We start from the raw sequence: 21,543 nt of genomic DNA on the forward strand, positions 1-21,543 counted from the left end.
CATGCCCGCCGGTATTTTCCATTGAAATAGTCTTTCAGGAATTTTATAAACAACTTTACCCCAATGGGCACCGTTTTACTTAAGTTGAACCTCTTATGACTCATCTGGTGCTATTGTTTCAGTTACAAGCGCAGATTTCGCCCAATGCCGCTGCCTCTGAGGTAGGATGGGTGTTTTGGGTGAGTGAACTGCTGGCGGCGGTGGCGTATCTGTGTGTGGCGCCCTTGCTCTTCTACCTTACTGTAAAGCGTGATGACCTGCAACGGCGCATTGTGCTGCTGTTGTTTGGGGTAATGGCGCTGCTGGCGGCATCTGTGCACGTGATCAACCTGGTGGGGACCCGGGAGTGGCTGCCGGTTCTTCTCATTGTGAAGCTGGTGCTGGGGGTGGCGGCGGTGGTCACAGCGTTTCTGCTGTACAAGGCCATACCCGGCCTGCTGGCCATTCCCAGCCAGATCCGGTTACAGAGAGCCAACCAGGAGCTGCTGGAGCAGGTGCAGGAACGGGAAAAAGCCCAGGCGGCGCTCAGGGAAACCCAGGAGGAGCTGGAACGCCGGGTGCAGCAGCGCAGCCGGCAGCTGAATGCCGCCAACAAAGACCTGGAGCGGGAGATAGACACCCGCAAACGCACAGAGAAGCAGTTGATCTCCAAAAACTATGAACTGGTGCGCCTCAACGCTGACCTGGATGATTTTGTCTACTACGCCTCCCGTGATCTAAAAGGGCCGGTGCTGAACGTGGCCGGGCTGGTGCAGGTGATCAAAGAGGAGCTGCCGCCCAACAACCCGGCGCTTGGCGACCTTTTCACGCGGCTTGACAATTCTGTGTCGCAGATCAACCGCAAGCTGAACAACCTGGCCGAAGTCAGTAGAATTCAACGTCCGGTAGACCAGGGGCGGCTGGAGATGGTGTCCTTCTCAGAGGTGCTGGCTGCGGTGAAAACCCAATTGCAAGCGTTGATCCAGACGGCCAACGCTGAGATAACGGCAGATTTTTCCGGGGCACCGGCGGTGTATTTTTCCAGAGAGAACCTGCACAGCCTGCTGTACCACCTGCTCACCAATGCCTTAAAGTACCGGGAGCCGTCAAGGCCTACCCGCGTTGCCCTCACTTCTCAACTGCAGGAGCGTTCCATAGTCCTTGCGGTGCGGGACAACGGCATAGGCATGGACCTGGAGCGGCACGGGCCGCAGCTTTTCTCACTCTTCCGGCGGTTTCATGATCACGTTGAAGGAAGCGGGCTGGGGCTATACATCATAAAACGGATCATGGATAACCACCGTGGGAAAGTGAAAGTGCAGAGCACGCTGGGCGAAGGAACCACCTTCTCTCTTTATTTCGTTCCCCATGTGAAAGACACCTCAAATAAGGCATGAAAAAATTAAAGGGCATTTTGCTCATAGATGACGACGATACCAACAATTTCCTGAACAACCGCCTGCTCAGCAGGATGGAGCTGACTGATAGAATTAAGGAGTTCCGCAACGGGAAACAGGCTTTTGATTACTTATACAACATCAGCCAGGGGCACTATGATGCCTCAGCCCCAGAGTATTTCAAGCCGTCTCTGATCCTGCTGGACATCAACATGCCCGTCATGGACGGGTTTGAGTTCCTGGAGCTTTTCAACCGTCTGAATGAAGACTTCAGGCGCGATGTGGTCCTGGCCCTGCTCACCACCTCAGAACACAGCCAGGATACTGAGCGGGCCTCTGCCAGCGGCGTGGCTTACCTAACCAAGCCCTTGACGGCAGAGAAAGTGCAGGAACTGCTGGAAACATACTTCCCGGAGTAGCTACGCAATTGGGAACAGGAAGCACAGGGGGGGGGTTTGGGGGGGTTTTTTTTAAAAAAAAACCCAAAACACCCACACCGGAAAAAGGCGGGCGCGCCCGCGCAAGAATATTATTTAAATATTTGTGAACCCCCCACAAGCCCCCCCCCCCCGCCCCCCCCCCCCCCCCCCCCCCCCCCCCCCCCCCCCCCCCCCCCCCCCCCCCCCCCCCCCCCCCCCCCCCCGTAGATGTTTTCTTATCCAAGAACCTACCCCTGAAGATGACGCTATCAGGATGTCCATTAGAAAAAACTGAAACTTTGATTTGGCCATATTCGTTAGGGAACCTTTTACTCCCTAGGTAACTGTTTTGCACACATGAAAAACACAGAAATATGACAAGGCATGAATTATAATAAAACAATTTATTCATAACTTGAGGAGTTCACATCTTTAATATAGGGTATAACAAAAGACAAAGTGATTAATTGATACTTAAAGAAGTAAACTAACAGAAAAATGAATATTGTTAAAAAATATATCTCTCCACAATGCAGTATTTTTTTTAAGAGGATATATTCTATCATATTAAAAAACACAAACCATCACAACATCCTATCACTGAATATACAATCAAAGACTTTCACCTTTTCATCACTATACTTATTCGGCACTTTAACATCTGAAACCTCTGAAAAAACAAAACGATGATCAAGAAGTTGGTGATAAGGAAAGTATTGAGAAACCTGTCCTACTATTTTGTGATAGCTGCCTGATTCAAATTCTTCCGGGTTATAAATTTTAATATTCTTCATTATGGGTTCTCTTTCTACCCTTTGGAAATAGATATAAAAACCTTTAACAAGTACACTAATTTGAATATTAAAAACCTCTACAACCTCAGTTTCATTAAGATTCTTAATTGCACACCTATAGCAGGGCTCTTTAAGTATCAGCAATGTGTTATCAGTAACTTGTTCTTCACCATAGTACTTTTTTAGGTAATCTAAAAAAGAAATCCATATTCCATTATTAGCTTCGGCAAGGTTACATATTTTTGAAAGTTCAGGCAGACTTGAATTGGTAGGGTACTTATCAAAACTATATTCCTGCAAACTTGGATAGGCCTCTTTTATTACACTAATTATTTGATTTGCTTCATTTTTCATAATATTACTTACAACCTCCCCAACCAAGAAACACAGGACTAGAAGCTTGATTTGAAGATAAGAAATTAAGGCCGACATTAATTCTACTAACATTTCCTCCTTCCAGTTTATCCATTTATGTTTTAATTTTACTTGAAAATAATTGGTAATAAAAATTTAATGCACCTGGCAAAAAAAAACCGCCCCATAGGTAGTAGCTATATGCTTTTTGCCTTATTTAGTTGCTGTCGTAGTATATTCGAGCCCCATGCCTGGTTTAACTATAGTAGAAAGCCTTATTAATTCGGATTTATTAATGCCATAGAAATACTATTACATAAGCAAGGCTTTTCTATAGCATTATAGAACTAAGTGCAGCTAAAGCAAATCCTTGTAGCGTTGTAGCTTAAGAAGCTGAAATAGTTTAGCTCCATTCATTTCATTTTGATTCAGTTTGAAAGAAAGCTCTTTCAAAATCATTGATTCTAATATTTCAAGTTCTGCTGGAGTAATTATTGTAGTCTTAGGAAGAATGAACTCTAACTCTAATATCTTGCCTAAGTCATTAACATAAAAGGTAATCAACATACTGTAATCTGACGTAGACAGTTGTTCAAGCCTTTTCGTGCCTAGTGCTGATAAAAATATATTATTTAATTTAAGTTCAGAAATCAGTTCAATATTAGTCAAATGGGGTGGGGGATTCTTTTTTAACTTTTCATTAATAATATTTTTGCCATTTGCGACAGCAATAGCTTCCTTATAATTATTTGAAGAGCCGGTTATTTTATAAGTGGTACTTTTTCCCTTTGCATTGCTGCGTTCAAATGCGTTTTGCCCGAGGCAGATGCCCAGTTGTAGGGACAGCACGACGATGGCGGATAACATGATTAATGCTTTCATAAAATTTTATTTACAGTTTGAAGAATTGTACACATTGAATATCGCGCCTGGCTCCAAATCGCTCGCAATTGTATTGGCATAGTCCGGAAAGGCATTCTTAAAGGCAGGTATAAACTTATAATAATCAAGACCAAATTGAGAAAAGGAACTTGGCAAAGTTCTTCCATCATTGGTTACTGTATAAACCCAAGCATTGAAATCAGCATCTGTAATCATTTAGGCAAGCATTCCAGATTGGTATAGTTCATTTATCATGCTAAACAGTTTAGCCTCGAACTCAATGTTGGCGCTGCCGGGCTTACCCAGGTATTGGGCAGTGCCTACTTGATGGTACTTGTCTTGGTAGGCATGGAAGAGTTCCTCTTGGAGCGTGCCGAAGTTCATAGAATTTACGCCTTTGAAAGTTATGCTCTTTTCAATCGGGCTGTAGCTGCCTAATCCGTTCAGGTTTGGATTTGTCTTGAAGTCAAATTTTAAATTATTTGAATGTAATGCATTTAATAATGCGGCTCCGGTACAATTCTCAAAGATTTTATTCAGAATACTCTCCAGTTTGGCTCTCTCAGCATCTGTAAGAGTGGAGGTATTTATTAAATTGTCCAACCTTGGAGATAAGACTTTAGGAATATCAATTACTACTATATTTCCACCACCATACCCGCCACCATCCCAACCATCAGCTGGCTCAAGTTGCTCTGTATAGAAAGTTTGACAAAGAGGTACAGACTCATATCCAACCAGATAGGGCTCAGAACAATAGTCAGGGCCTTCTAGTCTGACTGTACAAGTTCTCTCCCATATCTTACATAACCATAGTCATTACAATAGCTGCGAGCAGATTGCTTTTGTTCAATGACAGACTCTTTTACCGAGGCAACAAGTTTACCTTTCTCATAAGAATAACCGTTTACAAAAACACCCTCTAAGGTTGTGTAGAAGATTAAACCGCTGAAGTCTTTTGGCTTTGTCTTGTATTCAATTTTAGTCAACTCAACACCAGTAGTTGAGTATGCATGCATTAGTGCTGCAATCAGTTCTCCTGTTCTTTTATCCTTTAAAACTAGAAGTTTAGAATTGCCGTTTGGCTTTACAGTTGATCCCTCTAATTTAAACGCTAAACTTTTTTCCATCTTAACTGGTACCTCCACTACGTGATACCGCATATCTTCCACAATTTTAGCCTTTTGCCATTGCGGCATTACATTAGGGTAAACCCTCTTAGTCTTTTTCTTGTTTTCACTACCAGTTTTACCTTTTGAGTTTGCAATTTCAGAAGAATAAAATTCTTGAGCCTGCAAAACAGTTAGATTTTGAGGATCAGATTGTTGGCCTAGTACACTATCATCTTCTTGGCAACTTCCTAAGAAAAGAACAACCGCAAGGGCGAAGAGAGGAAATAATACTTTTTCATGAATTTCAAGTATAGTTAATAAAAATTATTTAGTTAGATACTTAATGAAATAGAAGATGAATAATACTAAACTATTGAAATATCAGATTTGGTACAAATATTAATTTAGTTCTTTTTCACTGGAAGTTACTTTACTGAACAAGCCCTGAAAATTTTAAAAAAATTTAGAAATTGTTTAAAGTTGTCTTTCGGTCTGCAAAGGGGTATCAAAAGAACCTGACTTCGTCTTTTTCTCTCTCCATAGCGCTCTTATGCTGCTCAAAGAATGCATTGCCAGATCCTTTCGCTCCCCATTTTCGCCTGCAAAATCAAAATTTAATCAAGCTCTTAAAAGCTTCTCACAACCAATGCATTACATCCTCGTAAACAGAAGCTTACGAAAAAATTTATGCATTACGCCATCTACTCCCGAAACGGTACCCCCGCCTTTTTAGAAGAGGAAACACTGGTACTTGCCAAGACCACCCTGAAGGTGCTGCCTGAGGTCAGCCCTATTGCTGTACTAGATGAAGAAGGCTGTTTATACCCCATCAGAAAAGAGGGGCATAAGCATTTAGAAGAGGCCTTGTCTGCTGCGAATTATTTGGACCTGGATTTCAAGAAGGTGTCAAACCCCATTGGGCTCAACTAAACAAATCAACACCAGCACCTAAGGCCACTCTACTAAAGAGTGGCTTTTTTTTCGGCCCTGCCGAAAACCCTTTTCCTGTTTTTGGCCTGTTTTTCCTAAAACAGCCCCAAAACGCAACCGCCCTCCCCCTATGGCTTTTTTGATTAACCCGCAGTGTGCGCAGGTCTTCCCACAGAACCGTTGTAACTTGCGGCCTCAAAAAAGTACCTGCATGGATTTTGTCACCCTTGATTTTGAAACCGCCACCCCTGAGCGGGACAGCCCCTGTGAGATTGGATTAACCTTTGTCAGGAACGGGCAGATCACCAACACCCAGGCGTGGCTCATCAAGCCCAAATCTTACCCGTACTTCAACAGCTTTAACATGGCCGTGCACGGTATCCAGCCAAAGGAAGTGGCCCACGCCCCGGAGTTTCACCACCTCTGGCACGAGCTGAAGCCGCTGCTGCAGAACCAACTGGTCATTGCCCATAACGCCAGCTTTGACATGAGCGTTTTGCGCGCCACCCTCAACACCTACCAACTCCCCTTCCCTGAGCTGCAGTACGCCTGCAGCGTGCAGTTCTCCAAACAAGTATGGCAGGGGCTGCCGCAGTATGATCTCAAGTCGCTCTGCAACCGGCACGGCATCCAGTTCAAGCACCACCGGGCCGCGGCAGATTCTTACGCCTGCGCAGAACTGACCCTGCGTGCGCTGAGACAGGTAAACTGCAGCAACCTGGTGGAGTTCCCTGAGAAACTGAAAATCAACTTCGGCCGGCTCTATGACGGGGGCTACACCGCCTCTTCTGTGAAAAAAGCGCCCAAACCCAGAAAAAGCTTTCCCTATTAAAAATAGCGGTGTCTGTTTTCGGCCTGATTTCTGAAAAACAGGCCGAAAATAGACACCGCCCGTGAAGTGTCGCCTTACAGGCTTACCGGTGCAGCCCGCGCCGGCGGAGGTACGCCAGTAGTTCCCTTGGCCGGTCTGTCTGGATGATGTTGGCTCCCTTTTCCAGAACCCAGCCCCAGCTTTCATCAGGCTTTTGTCCTTCCACGGCCAAATCATCATGATGCCGGGCGTTGAGGCTTGGCCACAGCGTGTTCACCCACACCCGGGCCCCGCCCTTTTTAATGGCCTGAAACTCCTGGAGCACGGCAGAGGTATCGGTTTTGAAGACAATCTCAAATGCCGCGGGCTTCAGCTCCCGCTGGTAGTCTGCCATAATCTGGCGGGTCTCCTTCTTCTCCAGCCACACCACCGGCATAAAGGGGACTTTTTGCAAGACCTCCCCATTTTCCCGGGCCACTTTGCCGTAAGGGTGACCGCTTTTCAGAATGGTCTGCTGCCGCGTGCCGGTGGCTTCCAGTACCGCGTAGGCCTCTCTAAAATAATCATAGCCTTTGTCAAGGTTCACCATCACTTTGCCTTTCATGAGCAGCAGGGCCTCCTGCAGGGTGGGAACGCGGTGCTCTGTGACAACGCCGTGCCCGCCTTTGAGGTACAGCTTTTTGACCTGGGCCAGCGTATGGTCAGCCACTTTGCCCTTACCGTTGGTGGTGCGGTCCAGGGTTTGGTCATGCAGGAGCACCAAATGGCCGTCCTGGGTTTTCTGGATGTCTATTTCCAGAATGTCTACGCCCATGTCTATGGCATTCTGAATGGCCTGCAAGGAGTTCTCAGGGGCATTACGCCAGTCGCCGCGGTGCGCCACCACCAGCACCTGTTTTCCCTGGGGAGAATGGAATTCCTTTAAAATTGTGTCTAAAGGATTTCTGGGGACCGGGGCGTGCATTTGCTGGGAGGGGCTGCAGCTTAGCAGCAGCAGCAAGGCCGGAACAACCGTAAATTGCGTGAGTCGCATAGAACGTGCGGGTTAGTTGGCAGCCAATATATTTATTTGTTTCAATCCCCCAAAGCCTGAAGGGGACTCTTCTTAAAATGCCTGAAGCGGTAACAAGTTGATCTGCCTCCCCTGGAGTACCAGGCCCCGCAGGTGGCAGCGTAACAGTTTCTGTTTTCGGCCTGTTTTTGAGAAAACAGGCCTGAAACGCTACTCGCGCCCTAGTTGGGTAACGCCTACGTAGCCGCGCCCACCGTTCACCAGCACTTCCCATTGCTTTTTAACCAGGGCCCGTTTGATAAACTCGTTCACAAAACCGTGGGCCACCAGCACCGCCACGCCCTTCGCCCCCGCCTCCTGGGCTAACTGCTCTGCCGCCAGCGCGGCCCGCACTTTGGCTTTCCTGAAACTTTCCATGCCTTTCTGGTGAAGCCCCAAAAACCATAGAACCCTAGACGGAACCTGCCACCAGCTTAACGGGAACCTCCCCATCGGCAGCCCCCAGATGCTGCTTTCAAACTCCCTGAACACCGGGTCTACCACCAGTTCGGCCTCCGGCCCGAACAGCATGTGCGCAGTGGCCATGGCCCGGGGCAGCGGACTGCAGTAGACTTTTTTAACCGGAGGAAGTACCGGAGGTAGTTGCGGGGATAAGATCTCCTCCACCTCTGCCACCTGGTAGTCCTGCAAAAACTGCTGCGCTTGGGTTTTGCTGAACCAGCCGCGGCGGTCAACCAGAGGCCTGGCGTGCCGAATGAGGAAGATTTGTTGTTTTCTGCCGGAGTCCATACTGGAGCATAGCGTATTTGGCACAAAACTGTTTCCTGCGTTTTAGGTCTATTTTCAGAAAAACAGGTCTAAAACAGGAAGTGCTACTGAACAGCGTCAGCACCTCAGGCTTCCGGCGTTCCTTACTTCCTTTGAAGGCTGCACAAATTTTGCCGCCTATGCCTGTGTTCCAGTAATTGTCTTAGTTTTGTCTCCCAGCCATTCTACATGAAAAAACTGCTCCTCCCCTGCCTGCTCCTGCTGTTGTTTCCATCTGCCTTTGCGCAACGTAATTTCAAACCAGGGTACATTCTCCAGCGGCAGGACACGGTACACGGGCTGGTAGACCAAAGGGGCGACCGCAGAAGCGCGGCCAAAGTTGTCTTTAAAAGGTCACCGGAAGCCGCGGCGGAAATCTATTCTCCTACTGAGATTGAGGGCTATGGTTTGCAGGCGGGCTATCATTTTGAAACTAAGAGGCTGGGAACCGGTGACACGGCCCGTTTCCATTTCTTCACCGTGCTGGTGAAAGGGAACGCCAGTCTCTATTTGTTCCGGGACGCAGATTCTAAAGACCACTTTTACCTCCAGCAAAACGACTCGTTGCGGGAGCTGGTGGAGTACAAAGCCGTTGAAATGGTGCAAGGCAAGCGGGTGTCTGTGCCCTACAATCTATTCAGAGGCACATTGCAGGAAGCCTTCAGCCATTGCCCAGCATTGGCTGCCAGAGCCAAACCATTGCAGTTCAGAGAAAAAGAACTCATCAAATACGTGTCTGACTATAACAGCCAGTGCGGCACTCCCCCGGGCCAGAGCTATGTGGCCCAACCCAAAAAGACGGTTTCTTCCTGGGGAGTTTTAACGGGCGCCACCCACACTACCCTCAAAGTAGAGGCCAGCTCTGTGCGGCCCCGGTATAACCAGACGTTTACCTCTTTTCAGCCTACGGCCAGCCTGTTCTACCAACTCACGCTCCCCTGGCTGAACTACAAACTTGCCCTGCAGTTTGAGCTGCAGTACCAACCCCACAAGTACTCTAAAACGGTCACAGAATCTGAACCTGCAGTACGGTATGACTATGATATTCTGTTGGAGTTTCACTACCTCAAACTCCCCCTGGTACTGCGGTACTCTTTTCCGGTAGGCAAACTTACCCCTTTTGTGAACGTTGGTTTTGCCAATGCCTACGCAGTATCTGTTCAAGATGAGACAGAAATGACCAGAACCCTTATTCATCAAAGCAGCAGTACAACCGAGCAGGCACCTTACCTGAAAGACTACCGGAAGTATGCCCAGAGCTACCTTGCGGGCGTTGGACTAATCCTGCCGGCCTGGCCAAAGCACCAGATAACGCTGGAAGCAAGGTATGAAGGGGGCAACGGGTTCTCTGAGTATATGGGCATCCTTACCAAAACGCAACAAATTTCCGTTGCAGTGGGCTTTGCCTTTTGAGGGCATGTTTGAATATAGACGGTTGTGCGGAAAAGGCTATGACAGAAACCTGCCTTTGCGCATTCTTCGCCGTCAAGGCACCATTATGGGCCTCCAATACAATTTTGGCCAGCGCTTTGCATGGCCGTTCTCGCAGACGAGTCAACTATTTAACTCAAGTTGCGTAATACTCCAGGAGGGTTAAAATAAAAAAATCTGTTCTGCCAGAGGCTCTGGTACGTTTTAAAGTTTGAGAACCTTTTAAACCGTAAAAGCCATGACAGAACAGACCATTACAATATACTGCTTTATCGACGATTTCTTCCATGCCATCGGCAGGAAAGATGACATTCACTGCAAGTTAAGCGATGCCGAGGTGCTGACCACGGCGCTGCTCTCGGCGCGCTTCTTTTACGGCAACCTCCACTCGGCCTGCTCTTACATGCAAAACCACCATGGGGTGCGCATGATCGATAAGTCGGGCTTCGTGCGTCGCCTGCACCGCCTGCAGCCCCAGCTGCTGGCCCTCTTCTCGGCCCTGGCACGTAGCCTGAAGCAACTCAATACCTCCTGCAGCTACCTGATCGACTCTTTTCCCGTGGCCGTGTGCGACAACATCCGCATCGCCCGCTCGCACCTGCTGCAAGGGGAAGCTTACCGGGGCAAGTCGGTGAGCAAACGGCGCTACTTCTATGGCTTCCGGGTGCAAGTCATCACCACGCAGGAAGGGGTGCCAGTGGATTTTTTCATCCAGGCCGGATCCTTTGTCGATGTAACGGCGCTCCAGGCCATGCCCCTGGACCTGCCAGAAGGCAGCCGCATTTATGCAGACGCCGGCTACACCTGCTATGAGGTGGAGGACCTGCTAAATGAGTGCGAGCAGGTGGAGCTGCTCGCCTGCCGCAAGTCAAACAGCAAAAGACCAGATGAACCACACATCGCTTTCCTTAAAAACCACTACCGCAAGCGCATCGAAACCACCTTCTCCGGCATCACTAATTTCTTCCCCAAAAAAATACACGCCGTCACACCACAGGGATTCATCCTAAAGCTAATCCTGTTTATCTTCGCCTATACCTTAAATCAAATCATCGAGTAACTCGCAACTTAAGTTATTTAAGAAGATGCTCAACGTCTGTTTTTAGGGTGTTTTCTGAAAAGTAGCCCAACAACAGAAACTACACCTGGTACACGTTTCTGTACAGCTGCTCTTTCACCTTTTGAAAGGTAGTGGTAGAGAGTTTTTCAGGATAAGACATCAGGAGCAGCGGTACCCAGGGTTTATCCTGGGCGTACGGCGGCTGCCGGTAATCAAACCCATTCAGGCAGAAGCCGAGCCGCTCATAAAACTTGATGCGCCGGCGGTTGCTCTCTGTCTGCGGCGGCTCCACTTCCAGCACCATGGGCGTAGCCGAAGACTGCATGAACTGACGCAACGCTTGGCTCCCTATTCCCTGTCCCCTCAGGCCAGGCACTACGGCAAAGTGCTCAATGAAACAGAACCCCGGCAGCTGCCACACCCCAAGCAGACCTTTAAAAGTAGTATTATCCAGTAAGCTCAGAAAACAGTACTGCGGTTCCCCAAGCAACGCCTGCTGCTGTTCTGGGCTTCTGCGCTCCGCTTCTGGAAACGCCTCTTCATACAACTGCCACGCCTGAGCGAACCCGGGCGTGGCAGAATCTGTCAATTGAAGGAAGTGTATCAAAACGGGTGGTTAATCAACGTCAATGTCTCCGCGGTGCAGCTGCTCCACTGAGCGCATTACTTTCTCGCGCTGGGTGGTGCGGTATTTCTCAAGAGCATCTGCCACTACGGCATTGGTGGTGCCTAAAATCTGGGCCGCCAACAACCCGGCATTGGTGGCTCCGTTCAACGCCACGGTAGCCACCGGTACCCCGTTAGGCATCTGCAGGATAGACAGGATGGAATCCCAGCCGTCAATGGAGTTGCTGGACTTAACAGGTACACCAATGACCGGTAAAGTGGTCAGGGCGGCCACCATGCCCGGCAGGTGGGCGGCGCCACCGGCTCCGGCAATAATTGCTTTCAAGCCTTTTTTACGGGCACTTTCAGCGTACTCCACCATGCGGTGGGGCGTACGGTGGGCAGACACAATGGTCAACTCAAACGGGATCCCTAACTGCTCCAGGATATCGGCGGCGCCTGACATTACTTTCAGGTCAGACTGACTGCCCATAATGATGCCTACCTGCGGCGCACTTTTCTCTGCTTGGCTCATGCAATAATTTTTAGTATATTCTTTACGCGTTCTGCTTTCTGTTTTACTTCGTCAATGGTGGGGGCCAGCACGGTTAAATGGCCCATTTTGCGGTGCGGGCGGGTAAACTTTTTCCCATAGAGGTGAAGGTGCACGCCCGGCTCCTGCAGTGTTTCCCCCAGCCCTTCATACACGGCTTGGCCAGAATAGCCCGCTTCACCCAGAAGATTAAGCAAAACTGCGGGGCAGTGGGGTTCGGTGTCACCCAAAGGCAATCCTAAAATAGCCCGCAGGTGCTGTTCAAACTGGGAGGTGGCATTGGCTTTCATGGTATGGTGCCCGCTGTTATGGGGTCTTGGGGCCACCTCATTCACCAGAATCTGCCCGTCCTGGGTCACAAACATCTCTACCGCCAGCAGACCAACTATGTCAAGAGACGTAGTCACGTGCGTGGCAATCTCAATGGCCAGGCGTTGCAGTTTATAGGCAATCTGGGCGGGAGCCAGCAGAAAGTCTACCAGATTATGCTCTGGGTGCATGACCTGCTCCACCACCGGAAAGGCCTTCACTTCGCCTTTGGTGTTCCTGGCGCAGATCACAGAGATCTCCCTTTCAAAGGGCACCAGTTTCTCCAGTACTGTGGGGCCCTGGAAAGCTTTAGGCATGTCGCTGGCAGAAGAAAGCCGCACTACGCCATTGCCATCATACCCGCCGCGGCGGAGTTTCTGAAAAGCCGGCAGGAAATCTAAGTTCGCCTCCAGTGCTGCAGTGTCTTTCAGCAGCCTGTACTCTGCGGTGGGAATGGAGTTCTGCTGAAAGAATTCTTTCTGCAGGCCCTTGTCCTGGATGGTTTTCAGCGAGGCAGGCGTAGGATACACCTGTACGCCTTCCTTCTCCAGTTGGAACAGCGCCTCCACGTTCACGTGCTCAATCTCAATGGTCAGCACCTCACAGCCCTTCCCGAAGGCATACACCGTGTCATAGTCTTTGAAGTCACCGTGCACAAACTCCTCACAGAGGTAACGGCAGGGGGCATTCTCATCAGGGTCTAGCACCCGCACGTGTAGATTGAAGTCTAACCCCGCCTGAATAAGCATACGTCCCAGCTGACCGCCCCCCAGAATCCCCAATCTTAAATTTTTCATATTTTTTAAAAATATTACACTCTTGCTATATATCGGCAAGAAAATGTTTATCGCGTAAAAATACGGATTTAGCAATAATTAAAACCCATTTGGCTTATTTCCCGTAAATGCGCCTTGTTAACCTGCTACTTTTGAAGCAAATCTCCAAAAGCTATTTTCTTAAATGTCACATACATATCGACTCTTACTCTTAGAAGATGACAAAGCGTTTGCCGGGTCTTTGTGCGAAGCGTTAAATAAGCAAAACAATTATCTCAAACCAATTGAGATACGCTCTTTTTCTTATGAGGAGTATGAGCGGCAGTTTGACGAAGCCAGAAATTCAAGCCGTGAAATCATTGTGTTTGGCGGGCGTGAAGCACTGAATTTTGAACCAGATGTGGCGTTGGTGAAACTGCTTCTAGCCCAGCAGGACAGAACACACCTTTATGTGATGACCCCTTCTTTAGAAGGGAGAAACGTGTTGCACCTCTGGCACCCAGGCGTCTCTGGCATTATAGAGCGCAATGATTCTGCCAAGTCATGGCTTGTATTGGCTTTGCAGCGGTTACAGAACCGTCAGCAGCCCCGCAACAACCCTAAACAGGTGCCGGCAAGATCTTCTGCCCCGGGTTTCTTTGGGCAATTGCGCACAGCCTTGTTCAGCTTCTTTATGTAAGCAACAGAAATAGATTTAAAAGAGAAAGGGAAGGCCATGTGCCTTCCCTTTCTCTTTTAGGCCCCGCCCCAATTGTTATTCCTGCAGAATTCTCTATTTTAGACGCGATGGAAATTCTATTGGCAACCTTTTCGGCCCTTTTCTCGGTGGTAAACCCGTTTGGGGCCATGCCCGTGTTCTTAACGCTTACCCAGGATGACACTACCGCCCGCCGCAACCAGCAGGCGCTGCGGGCCTGTATGTACATGATCCTGATCCTGACGGTCTTTTTCATTGCCGGGCAGGCGGTGCTGGATTTCTTCGGGCTGCGCATTCACGACCTCCGTATTGCGGGCGGCATCATGATCATGCGGGCCGGGTTTGACCTGCTCAACCCCAAAGCCGAGGAAGGCAAGAAAATCTCCAAAGACGTGGTGGCCGAAGGGGTGGAGAAGGAAGACATTTCCTTCACACCGCTGGCCATGCCGCTGCTGTCCGGCCCCGGTTCTATTGCGGTGGTGATCAGCCTTTTCACCAAGTCTCTTACCATCATAGACATGGGGCTTACCGTGCTGGCCATTGTGCTGTTAGGCTTCATCACCTACGTGATCCTGTTCTTCTCGCCGCGCCTCATGATGTTCATGGGCAAAGCCGGGTTAGCCGCCCTGTCTAGGATCATGGGCTTTATTGTGCTGTCCCTGGGGGTGAGCTTTATCGTGACGGCTCTGTTGGCCCTGTTCAGGTAGCAGCCAAACGCCCCTATTTCCGATTTAGGGCTGTTTTTCAGAAAACAGCCCTAAAACGCAACACCTCCCCCTCCTTTTCCGGTAAGATTTACCAGACTCCAACCTCATTCCTTATCTTTGCGCTATGCAATTGAAGAACGATCTATTCTTGCGTGCCGCCTTAGGGCAGCCCACTGAAAGAACGCCCGTGTGGCTCATGCGCCAGGCCGGCCGAATCTTACCTGAGTACCGTGCCGTGCGCGAACGCCTCTCAGGTTTCAAGGAGTTGGTAGAAACCCCTGAACTGGCCGCCGAGGTCACCATTCAGCCGGTAGACCTGCTGGACGTAGATGCCGCCATTATCTTTTCTGATATTCTGGTGGTGCCAGAGGCCATGGGCTGCACCTATGAAATGATTGAGAAGCGGGGCCCGTTGTTCCCCAACACCATCAAAACAGCCGCAGACGTGGAGAATGTGCGCGTGGCAGACCCGCATGAGCACCTGAACTACGTGCTGGAGGCCATAAAAGTCACCAAGCGGGAACTGAACGGCCGCGTGCCCCTCATTGGGTTTGCCGGTGCCCCCTGGACCATCTTTGCCTATATGGTGGAAGGAAGCGGCTCCAAAACCTTCTCAAAGGCCAGGAAAATGCTGTACACGGAGCCGGAGCTGTCTCACAGGCTGCTGCAGAAAATCACCGACACCACCATTGCCTACCTCAAAGCGCAAGTGGCGGCGGGCGCCGATTTGATTCAGATCTTTGATTCCTGGGCGGGCATCCTGCCCCCGGCGCATTACCAGGAGTTCTCTTACCGGTACATTGACCAGATCTGCAAAGCCCTGACAGAGGTTCCGGTAACCGTCTTCGCCAAAGGCGCTTTCTTTGCCATGGCAGATTTTGCCCAACTGGACTGCCAGGTTATTGGCCTTGACTGGAACATGAACATTCAGGAAGCGCGCCAGGCCATTGGCGAAAACAAAACCCTGCAAGGCAACCTGGACCCGTGCGCCCTTTACAATTCTTTTGAAGGTGTGAAGCAGGAGACCAGAAAAATGCTGGATGCCTTTGGGCCGCACCGCCACATTGCCAACCTGGGCCATGGGGTTTACCCAGACACAGATCCGGAGAAAGTGAAGTGTTTTATCCAGACAGTGAAAGAATATAGCCAGCGGTAATATACCTCACCAACCAAAAGCCGTTTTTGGCCTGTTTTCTGAAAAACAGGCCAAAACGGCTTTTGGTTTAATTCTCTACTTCTTTGCTCAAGGGGCACTAAAACACTAACCCAGCCAATTCGCGCTGTAGCACCTGAGATTTTTGGGCCTCCTCCAGCAGTTGGTTTCTGTCTACCGGCACCACGCCCACATGTTCACAGACCAGACCGCCCCCCAGGTTCGCCAGTTCGGCCAGGGCTGGTAACGGTAAGCCCAGCGCCAGGCTCAAGGCGGCAATGCTCACCACGGTGTCTCCCGCGCCAGACACGTCTGAGATGGCTCTGATGTGGGCATCCAGGTAGGTTTTCTCCCCGTTCTTAGACTGGCAGTAAACCCCGCGCTCAGAGAGCGTCACCAACACGTTCTCTACCTGCATCTGCGCCTGCAGCTGTTGCACCGCCTCTTCAAATGCCTCCAGGTTGGCCTCTGCAAAGTCTACCTTCAGCCCCTCCTTCAGTTCTTTGAGATTGGGTTTGAAAAGGGTGCTGCCCACGTAAGACAGGAAATTCTTTTTCTTTGGGTCTACCACGGTGGGTACGCCTTTTTTCTTGGTCAGCTGAAGCAATTCCTGAATGACGGGGGTACTTAACACGCCTTTGTCATAATCTTCAAAGATGACCACATCTGCCTTCTCCAGCAGCTGCGAAAAGCGCTGCACCAGTGCCCGCCGCTCAAACTCGGTCAAATCAGTTTCCACCTCAGAGTCAATGCGCAGGAGCTGCTGGCCCCCTGAGATGATGCGTTGCTTCACCGTAGTGGGCCGCTCCGGGCTGAGCACAATGCCTTCTTCGGTCTGGCCCTGCTCTAAGAGCAATCTTACCAGGGCCGCCCCTTCCAGATCATCGCCCACCACTGAGCAGAGCATAGGCGTGGCGCCCAGGCTTTGCACGTTCAGCGCCACGTTGGCGGCCCCGCCTAACCGCTGCTCCACTTTCAGCCGGTTTACAATGGGCACCGGCGCCTCCGGCGACAAGCGGGAAGACTTTCCCCAGAGATAGGCATCAATCATCACGTCACCCACCACCAGCACATGCAACCGGCGGAAGCGCTCAAACAAGGTGGCAACAGTCTGCTGAATAGACATTCAGTAAGGGCTTTAAAGTAGAAATAAGACATCAGGCCATACTTCTGTGACGAAGCGAAGCCCAATGTCTTATCAGAAATTGACAGGCAAAAGTAAGAAACTTTCGCCTCTTGTTATGAAAGTTTCGCCAGGCTGGCTTTGATTCGGCCCAGGGCTTCGGTCAGTTTGGCATCTGAGGCGGCAAAGGAGAACCTGATACACTCTGGCGCCCCAAACGCGCCGCCTTCTACCAATGACACGTGCGCATCATTGAGCAGGTACATGGCCAGATCATTGGCATTCTCAATCACCCGTCCCTCCACAGATTTACCGAAGAAGGCGCTCACATCCGGGAAAATGTAGAACGCCCCCTGCGGCACATAGGTCTTGATGCCCGGGATTTCGTTCATCAGGCTCAGCACCAAGTCACGGCGGCGCAGGTAAGAGGCACTCATTTCTTCGGCCGAGCCTTTTCCTCCCTCTAAAGCGCCCTGGGCGGCTTTCTGGGCAATGGAGCAGGTGCCGCTGGTGATCTGGCTCTGCATTTTGTCACAGGCGCTGGCAATCTCTTTGCTGGCGGCAATGTACCCCACGCGCCAGCCGGTCATGGCATAGCCTTTGGAGAAGCCGTTCACGGTGACCACGCGGTCTTTGATGGCCTCAAACCGGGCCAGGCTGTAGTGCTCCTCGGTGAAGTTGATGTACTCATAGATTTCATCTGCAATCACATGAATCTGCGGGTGCTTCTCCAGAATACGGGCAAACGCCTCCAACTCCTCTTTGGTGAAGACAGAGCCGGTTGGGTTACAGGGCGAAGAGTACATCACCAGTTTGGTATTGGGCGTAATGGCGGCTTCAAATTGCTCTGGCGTCACCTTAAAGTCGTTCTCCAGGGGACCCCGCACCTGCACGGGAATGCCTTCAGCCAGTTTCACTACTTCTTCATAGCTCACCCAGTAAGGGGAGAAGATGATCACCTCGTCTCCCGGGTTCACCAGGCACATCACCGCGTTGGCGATAGACTGCTTGGCCCCGGTAGAAACCACTATGTTCTCAATGCCATACTCCAGGCCGTTGTCACGCTTCAGCTTCTCTACTATGGCCTTGCGCAGCTCCGGATAGCCGGGCACGGGGGTATAAAAGGTGTAGCCGTCATCAATGGCTTTCTTGGCGGCGTCTTTGATGTATTGCGGGGTCTGGAAATCAGGCTCCCCAAAGCTTAGGTTTATCACATCTACGCCGCTGGCCGCCAGTTCGCGGGCTTTTTTGGCCATGGCAATGGTCTGTGACTCAGCCAAAGAGGTAATACGGTCAGATAAGGTAGGTTTTTGGGTAGTAATCATGCCTTTGCAAGTAGTAAGATGTGGCTCAAAATTAGGAGCTTTTATTCTTTTAACATTAATTTTACTGAAAATTAATTAATTCATCAGGCTTTCTATTGAATCACTGAAAATTTTAAGCCCAAAAGCCTGAAAACTTCTACAAATCAACCTGAATCAGCTATAAGGCAGGGCGGTTTCTGTTTTACGCCTGTTTTTCCAAAAGTAAGCCAAAAACAGAAGAATGTGGCAAACTTTTCCCCGGCACTGGCGGGAAGGGTTATTGCGTGGCAGGCCGTTTGTCTAACTGGCGAAGATTCTTGAGCACAATGGCCAGATCTGAAAAAGCGGTATATTCCTTGGCGTACACCACCTCCACCTGACGGGCCGCCGAGGAGCTGATTCTCTCTGCCGTAATTCTGTCAACGGGAGAAAACACGGCGGGTTTGGTCTCAGACGTGGCAGTAGCCTTGAGCCCCACCCACTGGTACAAGCCCACCAGGCTGGCGAACGCATTCTTGTAAAACTGTTTAGGGCTTTTCAGGCGCCAGATGAGCAACGGTGACAGCACCAGCAGCAGGCCTCCCATCAAGGTGTTCAAAATGGCTTTGTTGCGCCGGTGGTACGGGTTGAGCAGGTTTACCTCAATGTGCAGCGCATAATAATCACCGCGGGTGTTTTTAGACGAGCTCCCAATAATGTAGGCGCTGTTCTCCGGCAGTATCTTGAACTCAACGGCACTGTTATGGATCTGCACCATCCACTCAATGATCTGTGACACGGCCAGATCTTTTCCGCAGAAAATCAGCTCATTGATTTTGTAGATATCAATCACCTCCTTGATCTGCCTGAGGTCTGCCGCAGAATGCTGCGGGGCCAGCTGTGTCACCGGCTCCTGGGCCCCCGCCTGCCGCAGCAGCTGCGCAGCCCTTTTTACCTCCTTGGCGCTCCCAACTACCGCAATGCGTTTGGCTTTGGCCTCTCCAAAACGCCAGTGCCCGTACTGTTTGTAATGCCACAGCAGGCGCCAGAGCGTCATGCCTGCCAAGCCAATAAGCACGGCCGCCAGCAGGTGCTTCTTGTTTGTCTCCCCTATGAGGCTCACCACGCTGGAAAAAGCCATGAGCAATATACTGCCCCACAGCATGCCCCGCACCAGCCGGTACAGACTTGGCGGGGAATCATACGCGCCACTGAAAAACGCCGCCCCCAGCCATAGCCCAAAATAGACCAACCAGGTAGGTGATACTTCTAACGGAAGCGGAGCAGGCACCAGCCTGGCACCCAACCAGGCGCCTACCACCAGGCAGAGGCCGTCCAGGAGAACGGGCAGAAGCCAGGCCAGGCCCCTGCTCACAATGGCCAGCAGCGCCCGCAGGTAGATAGCCAGCCTGATCAAAAACGTGTAAAGCCTGCCCTGCCGCCCGCTAAAGTGCTTCTCGGCAAAAATCATCATGGCCCGGTAGAACATGAACACGTAGTTCACACTGGTTTTGCGGGTGCTTTCGCCTTTGTAGTGAATGATGCGCGTCTCCGGGAAATAATACACGCCATAGCCACCTTCTTTGATCCGGTAGGAAAGGTCTATGTCTTCGCCGTACATGAAGAACGTCTCATCCAGCAGCCCCACCTTCTGCAGCGCCTCAGCGCGCATAAACATGAACGCCCCGGCCAGGATATCAATCTGGCTCACCTCATCCTGCGGCAGATGCCCCAGATGGTACCGGTTGAACAGCGAAGATTTGGGAAACAGGGCGGCCAGGCCGAAAACTTTACAGAACGCCACCCACGGCGTGGGCAGGCCGCGTTTTGACTCAGGCAGGAACTGGCCTGTCCCGTCCATCATCTTTACACCCAGGGCCCCGGCGCCGGGCCGCTCTTCCATGAACTGGAAACATTTGCGAAACGTGTCTTCCTCCACCACGGTGTCTGGGTTCAGGAGCAGCACGTACTTGCCCTGGGCCTGCCGCATGGCCTGGTTGTTGGCCTTGGAGAACCCCAGGTTCTCCTTGTTGGCCAGCAGGAGTACCTCAGGGAACCGCCGCTGCACCATCTCCACAGATCCGTCTACTGAATTGTTGTCCACCACAAAAACCTCCACCTCCAGCCCTTGCACGGCTTTTCTCACTGACAGCAGACACTGCTCCAGGAAATAGCTCACGTTGTAGTTGACAATGATGACAGAAAGGTCTTTCAAGCAGATGGGCGGTTCTTAAGCGGATTCTCGCTTTATGGAAGATACTTTAAGGCAAAAACAAATTTAGGACACATTTATGGCCTTTCTTCAACAAAGAGGAATAAAAATAGAAAAGCAGGAACCAAAGCTCCTGCTTTTCTGCCGTTTTTGGCCTGTTTTCAGAAAAACAGGCCAAAAACGCAAACCATTAGCCTTGGGCGTAGGCGGTTCTGTCCTGTATGCTTCGGCCCAGAGTAATCTCATCTGTGTATTCCAGCTCCCCGCCCACCGGCACGCCCCGGGCGATGCTGGAGATGCGCAACGGCATATCCTTGAGCTTACGGGTAAGGTAGAAGGCGGTGGTGTCGCCTTCCATGGTAGGGCTAAGCGCTAAGATGATCTCTTTCACCCCAGAACTTGGCAGCCGCTCCACCAGTGACTGAATGTGCAGGTCTGAAGGGCCAATGCCTTCCAGCGGAGAGATCACGCCGCCCAGCACATGGTACACTCCTTTGTATTGGGCGGTGTTCTCAATGGCAATCACATCCCGCATGTCACTCACCACGCACAGAAGGGTACGGTCGCGCAGCGGGTTGGCGCAGATGCCGCAAACGTCAGTGTCTGAGATGTTATGGCAGGTGTTGCAGTACCTCACGCCCGTGCGCATGCGCACCAGGGCCTCTGAGAGCTGCTTGGTATCTTCGGTTTCGGCTTTGAGCAGGTGCAGGGCCAGGCGCAGGGCGGTTTTCTTGCCCACCCCCGGCAGCTTTGCCAGCTCTTCTACCGCATTCTCAATCAGTTTTGAAGGAAAATTCATCCAGTTGGGTCAGGGTTATACGATATCTGCTGAGATACCCCTGTCATGGATGGCGGTGCACATGCTCTGCAGCTCAGTGAAAGAACCCAGTTTTACGGTACATTTCCCTTTGTAATGGATCAACATGGTGCATTGCTCCGCCTGCTCCTGCGTATGGCGGCATACCTGTACCAGCGTGTTAATCACGTGTTCAAACGTATTCACGTCGTCATTGTACACTACCAGCTCGCGCATCTCGGTGGTGTCTTCCAACAACATTACGTCTTCCTGCTCCAGTATTTCAGTTAAGATGTCCATACCACAAAATTACGCAATTCAAACGAGTTTTAGAAGCGCC

Annotated in this window: 23 protein-coding genes; 9 read left to right on the plus strand and 14 right to left on the minus strand. The window is 50.6% G+C overall.

The features are described from left to right. Window positions 1-95: 95 nt before the first annotated feature. Together FHS90_RS06695 and FHS90_RS06700 are read left to right on the plus strand one after the other, a co-directional pair. Complete coding sequence (locus FHS90_RS06695) at window positions 96-1,376, plus strand: sensor histidine kinase (protein ID WP_182512452.1); 1,281 nt, start codon at window positions 96-98, stop codon at window positions 1,374-1,376. Beyond that, window positions 1,373-1,795: a response regulator gene (locus FHS90_RS06700; RefSeq protein WP_066834263.1), complete on the plus strand. Its 423-nt coding sequence runs from the start codon at window positions 1,373-1,375 to the stop codon at window positions 1,793-1,795. Before FHS90_RS06695 ends, FHS90_RS06700 begins: the two co-directional genes overlap by 4 nt. Before the next feature lie 584 nt (window positions 1,796-2,379). Here the strand turns inward: FHS90_RS06700 and FHS90_RS06705 are convergent. From FHS90_RS06705 to FHS90_RS06720, 4 genes are all read right to left on the minus strand, one after another. Then, window positions 2,380-3,036, minus strand: coding sequence for a hypothetical protein (locus tag FHS90_RS06705; RefSeq protein WP_182512453.1), 657 nt, complete (start codon window positions 3,034-3,036; stop codon window positions 2,380-2,382). A gap of 264 nt (window positions 3,037-3,300) precedes the next feature. Then, window positions 3,301-3,825 (minus strand): hypothetical protein, encoded by a 525-nt coding sequence (locus tag FHS90_RS06710; protein ID WP_182512454.1) that lies wholly within the window; start codon window positions 3,823-3,825, stop codon window positions 3,301-3,303. 216 nt (window positions 3,826-4,041) lie between these two features. Then, window positions 4,042-4,428, minus strand: coding sequence for a hypothetical protein (locus FHS90_RS06715; RefSeq protein ID WP_182512455.1), 387 nt, complete (start codon window positions 4,426-4,428; stop codon window positions 4,042-4,044). Window positions 4,429-4,595: 167 nt separating this feature from the next. Next, window positions 4,596-5,123 (minus strand): hypothetical protein, encoded by a 528-nt coding sequence (locus FHS90_RS06720; protein WP_182512456.1) that lies wholly within the window; start codon window positions 5,121-5,123, stop codon window positions 4,596-4,598. A 501-nt stretch (window positions 5,124-5,624) separates the two neighbouring features. Between FHS90_RS06720 and FHS90_RS06725 the strand changes: the two genes are divergently transcribed. Together FHS90_RS06725 and FHS90_RS06730 are read left to right on the plus strand one after the other, a co-directional pair. After that, window positions 5,625-5,867, plus strand: a complete 243-nt coding sequence (locus FHS90_RS06725; protein WP_066839336.1) for a hypothetical protein — start codon at window positions 5,625-5,627, stop codon at window positions 5,865-5,867. A 211-nt stretch (window positions 5,868-6,078) separates the two neighbouring features. Then, the gene (locus tag FHS90_RS06730; protein WP_182512457.1) at window positions 6,079-6,699 is read left to right on the plus strand and encodes a 3'-5' exonuclease; all 621 of its coding nucleotides are present in this window, start codon (window positions 6,079-6,081) and stop codon (window positions 6,697-6,699) included. 82 nt (window positions 6,700-6,781) lie between these two features. Here the strand turns inward: FHS90_RS06730 and FHS90_RS06735 are convergent, their stop codons facing one another. Together FHS90_RS06735 and FHS90_RS06740 are read right to left on the minus strand one after the other, a co-directional pair. After that, window positions 6,782-7,711: a glycerophosphodiester phosphodiesterase family protein gene (locus FHS90_RS06735; RefSeq protein WP_074988007.1), complete on the minus strand. Its 930-nt coding sequence runs from the start codon at window positions 7,709-7,711 to the stop codon at window positions 6,782-6,784. Between the two features lie 189 nt (window positions 7,712-7,900). After that, window positions 7,901-8,479, minus strand: coding sequence for a histidine phosphatase family protein (locus tag FHS90_RS06740; RefSeq protein ID WP_182512458.1), 579 nt, complete (start codon window positions 8,477-8,479; stop codon window positions 7,901-7,903). Window positions 8,480-8,686: 207 nt separating this feature from the next. On the opposite strand from FHS90_RS06740, the gene FHS90_RS06745 reads away from it, so the two are divergent. Then, a complete protein-coding gene (locus tag FHS90_RS06745; protein WP_182512459.1) occupies window positions 8,687-9,910 on the plus strand; it encodes an outer membrane beta-barrel protein in 1,224 nt (407 codons plus the stop codon). 256 nt (window positions 9,911-10,166) lie between these two features. Next, window positions 10,167-10,988, plus strand: a complete 822-nt coding sequence (locus FHS90_RS06750) for an IS982 family transposase (protein ID WP_182512460.1) — start codon at window positions 10,167-10,169, stop codon at window positions 10,986-10,988. Between the two features lie 79 nt (window positions 10,989-11,067). Here FHS90_RS06750 and FHS90_RS06755 read toward each other — a convergent pair whose 3' ends face one another. From FHS90_RS06755 to FHS90_RS06765, 3 genes are read right to left on the minus strand one after another with little or no spacing between them, the layout of a single operon-like run. Further along, complete coding sequence (locus FHS90_RS06755) at window positions 11,068-11,595, minus strand: GNAT family N-acetyltransferase (protein ID WP_182512461.1); 528 nt, start codon at window positions 11,593-11,595, stop codon at window positions 11,068-11,070. 9 nt (window positions 11,596-11,604) lie between these two features. Beyond that, window positions 11,605-12,129, minus strand: a complete 525-nt coding sequence (purE, locus tag FHS90_RS06760) for a 5-(carboxyamino)imidazole ribonucleotide mutase (protein WP_182512462.1) — start codon at window positions 12,127-12,129, stop codon at window positions 11,605-11,607. Continuing rightward, window positions 12,126-13,253: a 5-(carboxyamino)imidazole ribonucleotide synthase gene (locus FHS90_RS06765; protein WP_182512463.1), complete on the minus strand. Its 1,128-nt coding sequence runs from the start codon at window positions 13,251-13,253 to the stop codon at window positions 12,126-12,128. The genes purE and FHS90_RS06765 overlap by 4 nt, the downstream gene beginning before the upstream one ends. A 163-nt stretch (window positions 13,254-13,416) precedes the next feature. Between FHS90_RS06765 and FHS90_RS06770 the strand changes: the two genes are divergently transcribed. From FHS90_RS06770 to hemE, 3 genes are all read left to right on the plus strand, one after another. Next, window positions 13,417-13,911, plus strand: coding sequence for a hypothetical protein (locus FHS90_RS06770; protein WP_153042702.1), 495 nt, complete (start codon window positions 13,417-13,419; stop codon window positions 13,909-13,911). Window positions 13,912-14,018: 107 nt separating this feature from the next. Next, window positions 14,019-14,636, plus strand: coding sequence for a MarC family protein (locus FHS90_RS06775; protein WP_182512464.1), 618 nt, complete (start codon window positions 14,019-14,021; stop codon window positions 14,634-14,636). Window positions 14,637-14,760: 124 nt separating this feature from the next. Continuing rightward, window positions 14,761-15,792, plus strand: a complete 1,032-nt coding sequence (hemE, locus tag FHS90_RS06780) for a uroporphyrinogen decarboxylase (RefSeq protein WP_182512465.1) — start codon at window positions 14,761-14,763, stop codon at window positions 15,790-15,792. Window positions 15,793-15,889: 97 nt separating this feature from the next. Here the strand turns inward: hemE and FHS90_RS06785 are convergent, their stop codons facing one another. The 5 genes from FHS90_RS06785 to FHS90_RS06805 form a co-directional block, all read right to left on the minus strand. Then, the gene (locus FHS90_RS06785) at window positions 15,890-16,915 is read right to left on the minus strand and encodes a bifunctional heptose 7-phosphate kinase/heptose 1-phosphate adenyltransferase (protein WP_066839615.1); all 1,026 of its coding nucleotides are present in this window, start codon (window positions 16,913-16,915) and stop codon (window positions 15,890-15,892) included. Between the two features lie 113 nt (window positions 16,916-17,028). Further along, on the minus strand, window positions 17,029-18,237 hold the full coding sequence (locus tag FHS90_RS06790; protein ID WP_182512466.1) for a pyridoxal phosphate-dependent aminotransferase: 1,209 nt from the start codon (window positions 18,235-18,237) through the stop codon (window positions 17,029-17,031). 256 nt (window positions 18,238-18,493) lie between these two features. Continuing rightward, the gene (locus FHS90_RS06795; protein WP_182512467.1) at window positions 18,494-20,410 is read right to left on the minus strand and encodes a glycosyltransferase family 2 protein; all 1,917 of its coding nucleotides are present in this window, start codon (window positions 20,408-20,410) and stop codon (window positions 18,494-18,496) included. A 187-nt stretch (window positions 20,411-20,597) separates the two neighbouring features. Next, a complete protein-coding gene (gene recR / locus FHS90_RS06800; protein WP_182512468.1) occupies window positions 20,598-21,206 on the minus strand; it encodes a recombination mediator RecR in 609 nt (202 codons plus the stop codon). Window positions 21,207-21,221: 15 nt separating this feature from the next. Continuing rightward, window positions 21,222-21,503, minus strand: a complete 282-nt coding sequence (locus FHS90_RS06805; RefSeq protein ID WP_182512469.1) for an ATP-dependent Clp protease adaptor ClpS — start codon at window positions 21,501-21,503, stop codon at window positions 21,222-21,224. Window positions 21,504-21,543: the final 40 nt, after the last annotated feature.

The organism is Rufibacter ruber, assembly GCF_014138425.1.
Classification (GTDB): domain Bacteria; phylum Bacteroidota; class Bacteroidia; order Cytophagales; family Hymenobacteraceae; genus Nibribacter; species Nibribacter ruber_C.

Coding starts and splice junctions, on each gene's coding strand:
- purE (WP_182512462.1), bottom strand. CDS start 12,129: ATGAGCCAAGCAGAGAAAAGTGCGCCGCAGGTAGGCATCATTATGGGC.
- FHS90_RS06740 (WP_182512458.1), bottom strand. CDS start 8,479: ATGGACTCCGGCAGAAAACAACAAATCTTCCTCATTCGGCACGCCAGG.
- FHS90_RS06790 (WP_182512466.1), bottom strand. CDS start 18,237: ATGATTACTACCCAAAAACCTACCTTATCTGACCGTATTACCTCTTTG.
- FHS90_RS06770 (WP_153042702.1), top strand. CDS start 13,417: ATGTCACATACATATCGACTCTTACTCTTAGAAGATGACAAAGCGTTT.
- FHS90_RS06765 (WP_182512463.1), bottom strand. CDS start 13,253: ATGAAAAATTTAAGATTGGGGATTCTGGGGGGCGGTCAGCTGGGACGT.
- FHS90_RS06700 (WP_066834263.1), top strand. CDS start 1,373: ATGAAAAAATTAAAGGGCATTTTGCTCATAGATGACGACGATACCAAC.
- FHS90_RS06725 (WP_066839336.1), top strand. CDS start 5,625: ATGCATTACGCCATCTACTCCCGAAACGGTACCCCCGCCTTTTTAGAA.
- recR (WP_182512468.1), bottom strand. CDS start 21,206: ATGAATTTTCCTTCAAAACTGATTGAGAATGCGGTAGAAGAGCTGGCA.
- hemE (WP_182512465.1), top strand. CDS start 14,761: ATGCAATTGAAGAACGATCTATTCTTGCGTGCCGCCTTAGGGCAGCCC.
- FHS90_RS06805 (WP_182512469.1), bottom strand. CDS start 21,503: ATGGACATCTTAACTGAAATACTGGAGCAGGAAGACGTAATGTTGTTG.
- FHS90_RS06775 (WP_182512464.1), top strand. CDS start 14,019: ATGGAAATTCTATTGGCAACCTTTTCGGCCCTTTTCTCGGTGGTAAAC.
- FHS90_RS06710 (WP_182512454.1), bottom strand. CDS start 3,825: ATGAAAGCATTAATCATGTTATCCGCCATCGTCGTGCTGTCCCTACAA.
- FHS90_RS06745 (WP_182512459.1), top strand. CDS start 8,687: ATGAAAAAACTGCTCCTCCCCTGCCTGCTCCTGCTGTTGTTTCCATCT.
- FHS90_RS06735 (WP_074988007.1), bottom strand. CDS start 7,711: ATGCGACTCACGCAATTTACGGTTGTTCCGGCCTTGCTGCTGCTGCTA.
- FHS90_RS06785 (WP_066839615.1), bottom strand. CDS start 16,915: ATGTCTATTCAGCAGACTGTTGCCACCTTGTTTGAGCGCTTCCGCCGG.
- FHS90_RS06695 (WP_182512452.1), top strand. CDS start 96: ATGACTCATCTGGTGCTATTGTTTCAGTTACAAGCGCAGATTTCGCCC.
- FHS90_RS06705 (WP_182512453.1), bottom strand. CDS start 3,036: ATGTTAGTAGAATTAATGTCGGCCTTAATTTCTTATCTTCAAATCAAG.
- FHS90_RS06730 (WP_182512457.1), top strand. CDS start 6,079: ATGGATTTTGTCACCCTTGATTTTGAAACCGCCACCCCTGAGCGGGAC.
- FHS90_RS06750 (WP_182512460.1), top strand. CDS start 10,167: ATGACAGAACAGACCATTACAATATACTGCTTTATCGACGATTTCTTC.